The organism is bacterium, assembly GCA_024226335.1.
Taxonomy (GTDB): domain Bacteria; phylum Myxococcota_A; class UBA9160; order SZUA-336; family SZUA-336; genus JAAELY01.
In genome coordinates, this window is sequence record JAAELY010000097.1 from 1 (window position 1) to 3,357 (window position 3,357).

Sequence of the window (3,357 nt, forward strand, 5' to 3'; positions counted from 1 at the left end):
GCGGAGCGTCCCTGGAATTCGCTTCCCCACTCGAAGAAGGCCAGTTCGATTCCGTTTACGCGCACTCGCCTCTCGACGGGTTGGGGCGCTCCGCTCATTTCGTTTCTCCGCTGTGATCGCGCCCGCTTGTCTGCGCTCGACTCTTGCCGGTAGTATTCGCCGAGTCGGAATTTCGCACAAGTGGAGTCGCGCGTGTTCAATCTGGATCCCGGTGAAGAACTCGAGTTGCTGATCGAAACTGCGCGCAGTTTTGCAGGCGATGAACTGGCTCCCGGAATTCGCGAGGCGGAGTCCCAGCGCCTGCTCGCACCGGCGGTACGGGCGTCGTTTGCACAGATCGGGCTCTCCGGGCTCGAGATTCCGGAATCTCTGGGTGGAGCTGGGCTGGGTGCGCTGGCCCGCGTGCTGGTGAACGAAGAGCTGGCCGTTGGGGACCCGGGTGCGGCGCTCTCGCTGGATCCGTTCGGTCCGGCGCTGTACGCGTTGTCGGAACTCGGTGGCGACTCGGCGCTGACCGCGTTCGCCACACCGCTGCTCGAAGATGCTTCCTCGCGAGCCCTGCTCGCCTACGGTCCGGAACTCGATCTCGAGCAGAGCAGTGAATCGATCAGTGGGATCGTGCCATGGCTACCGGCCGATCGCGTTGATCTGCTCGTGATCCTCGATGCCTCCGGTGCCAGCGTGATTCGCGAGGGCTTCGAACTCGAAGAACTGCGCGGCGCCGGATTGCGAGCGGCCGGAGCATCCGAGCTGCGACTGAACAAGGCGCCGATCGTTGCACGCTACAACGGTGTGGAAGCGGCGGCTCGGGCATTGGCGCGTTCGCGCTTGTACGTGGCCTCGTTGATTCTGGGCGTGTTGCGTCAGACTGCGGAGTTTTCTCGCGGTTATGCACAGGAACGAGTGGCGTTTGGCAAGCCGATCGCGCACCACCAGGCGCTGGCGTTCTTGATCACCGACATGCAGATGGCCATCGATGGTACACGCCTGCTCTTGCACGAAGCGGCCTGGCATGCAGACCGCGGTCTGGACTTCACAGCGCTGGCAGCGGCGGTTTTCGTCGAAGCCATCGAAGCTTCGCGCTTTGTAGGTCCCAATGGAGTTCAGATTCTGGGCGGCCACGGTTTCATGCAGGACTATCCGGTCGAAAAACACATGCGCGAGTCTCGGGCTCTGGGCCTTCTGCTAGGCGGGGTCGATCCGGCGCGCGAGCAGGCGGGGCAATCCCTGTGCACTCTGGGCGCACCCGTTCAACTCTCGCAGATCGAGGCGCGCTGATGGAGTTTTCGATCGACAAGCCCATGCGCGAAAAGCTGGAGGAAGCCCGCGAGCGCGGTCGCACGGAAGTCCGGCCGGTGGGTCTGGAAGCGGATCGTCTAGGCCGGGCCATCCCGGTCGATCACCCGTATTTCCTCAAGCTGATCAAACGCGGGGAAGGTCGCACCGGCTGGCCTGGACCGGGTGTGCAAGCCGAGCCTCCGCGCCCCGGAGACTCGACGCGCAGCACGGTCATGGCCCTGTTGCTCGCCGAAGAGTACGCCTATTGGGATCGCGGTGTGGGCGTGGGGAATCCCGGACCCGGTCTGCCCGAATCCAATGTGCTGTCGATGGGTACCGACGAGCAGAAGGAGCGTTTCCTCGGCATTTTCTTGAAACCCGATCGACCGCGCTGGGCGTGCTTCGCCATGACCGAACCCGGCGCGGGCTCCGATGCTGCGGGCATCCAGACCAGTGCGCGCAAGGACGGCGATGCCTGGATCCTGAACGGAGCCAAGTGTTTCATCGGCAGTGCCAGTCGCTCAGACTGGATTCTGGTGCAGACTACGATCGACCCGTCCAAGGGGCGCGGCGCGCAGCGCGCCTTCTTCGTCGAGAAGGACACTCCAGGACTCGGCGGTTTCAAGATCGAGAAGAAGATGGGCATGAAGGCCTACGAGTCCACGTCGTTCACACTCGACGACGTTCGGATTCCGGCCGCCAATCTTCTGGGCGGTGAGGAGCGCTACCAGCAACAGGCCGGCTTCAAGACCGCGATGCGCACATTCAACGCGGGACGCCCCGTGATCGCCGCCAATGCTGTCGGCATCGGTCGGGCTGTGATCGATGAATCACTCGTGTTCGCGCGCGAGCACGACTTATTGGGCGATGTGCGCGTGCGCGATCGCATCGAGCACAGTGCTCGCCAGTTGCGCAAGGCGCGACTCCTATGCCTTCGCGCCGGTTGGTTGGCAGATCAGCAGCGTCCCAACATCCTGGAAGCCTCCATGTCGAAGGCACTTGCGGCCACCGTGGCCTATGACGCGGCGAGCCTGGGGATGGAGTTGCTCGGCAGTGTCGGCGCCCGCGGTGACCATCTGATCGAGAAGCTCTACCGCGACGTGAAGGCAATGGACATCGTCGAGGGCACGGGACAGATCCAACGCGTGATCATGTCCCGCAACCTCGTTGGCTTGTCCTCGCGCGGATGAGACGAGTGGCCCACTGACCCGAGAAAGGACTCCCATGAGCGATCTGGTCCTGCGCAATGACGACGACGGACTCTGCACACTGACCTTGAATCGTCCCGATAAGCTCAATGCCTTGACCGTCGCCGTGTTCAAGCAATTGCGTGCGCATGTCGACGCACTGGCTGAACAGGTGGATTCGATCGGTTGTGTGGTCCTGCGCGGTTCGGCCCGGGCGTTTTCGGCCGGAAACGATCTGAAGGACATCCAGTCGGGAGAACGCGCGCCGCATCCCGACTATCAGGCTGAGACGATCGAAGCGCTGGCGAACCTGCCGCAGCCGGTGATCAGCGCGGTGAGCGGGCATTGCTACACGGGTGGGCTCGAACTGGCACTGGCCGGTGATCTGATCATCGCTTCGGAATCCGCCAAACTCGCCGACACCCACGGCAAGTGGGGACTGACACCGAAGTGGGGCATGAGTCAGCGCCTGCCGCGGCTGGTCGGTTCCGCGAAGGCGAAGGAGTTGATGCTCACCAGTCGCACGCTGAGCGGACGCGAGGCGGAGGCGATCGGGCTGGTGAATGCCTGTGTGTCCGACGCGGATTTCGACGCCGAAGTCGAAAGCCTGGCGCGCCGCATTCTCGCGAATTCCTGGCACAGCAATCGCGCGAACAAACATCTGGTCGATGCGAGCGACGGTATGACCCTGGAAGAAGGCCTGCGTTTCGAAATCGCCAAGAGCCCTGGAATGGGACCCGACTCGCGAGAGCGCATGGCCAGATTCGGGCGGAAGTCCTGATTTTCCCTCGCCGACCGTATATCCTCCGGGCATGACGAAAAAATCAGCAGCTCCCCGCCTCACACTCGGTCACAGCACGATTGCCGCTCGCGATATCGAGAGCCTGGCCGC

At 63.2% G+C, this 3,357-nt stretch carries 3 protein-coding genes; all 3 read left to right on the forward strand.

What is annotated here, in order from left to right; all coding sequences use genetic code 11:
• Positions 1-192: 192 nt before the first annotated feature.
• The 3 genes from GY725_04320 to GY725_04330 are packed head-to-tail and all read left to right on the forward strand — an operon-like array spanning position 193 to position 3,246.
• Entirely contained in the window at positions 193-1,278 is a 1,086-nt protein-coding gene (locus GY725_04320; GenBank protein MCP4003401.1) for an acyl-CoA dehydrogenase, read from the forward strand.
• Positions 1,278-2,468: an acyl-CoA dehydrogenase gene (locus tag GY725_04325; GenBank protein MCP4003402.1), complete on the forward strand. Its 1,191-nt coding sequence runs from the start codon at positions 1,278-1,280 to the stop codon at positions 2,466-2,468. The genes GY725_04320 and GY725_04325 overlap by 1 nt, the downstream gene beginning before the upstream one ends.
• Positions 2,469-2,502: 34 nt before the next feature.
• Positions 2,503-3,246, forward strand: a complete 744-nt coding sequence (locus tag GY725_04330; protein ID MCP4003403.1) for an enoyl-CoA hydratase/isomerase family protein — start codon at positions 2,503-2,505, stop codon at positions 3,244-3,246.
• Positions 3,247-3,357 lie beyond the last annotated feature (111 nt).

What these genes read in the sequence shown, in the direction of transcription:
- GY725_04325 (MCP4003402.1), top strand. Translation starts at nt 1,278, where the DNA reads ATGGAGTTTTCGATCGACAAGCCCATGCGCGAAAAGCTGGAGGAAGCC.
- GY725_04330 (MCP4003403.1), top strand. Translation starts at nt 2,503, where the DNA reads ATGAGCGATCTGGTCCTGCGCAATGACGACGACGGACTCTGCACACTG.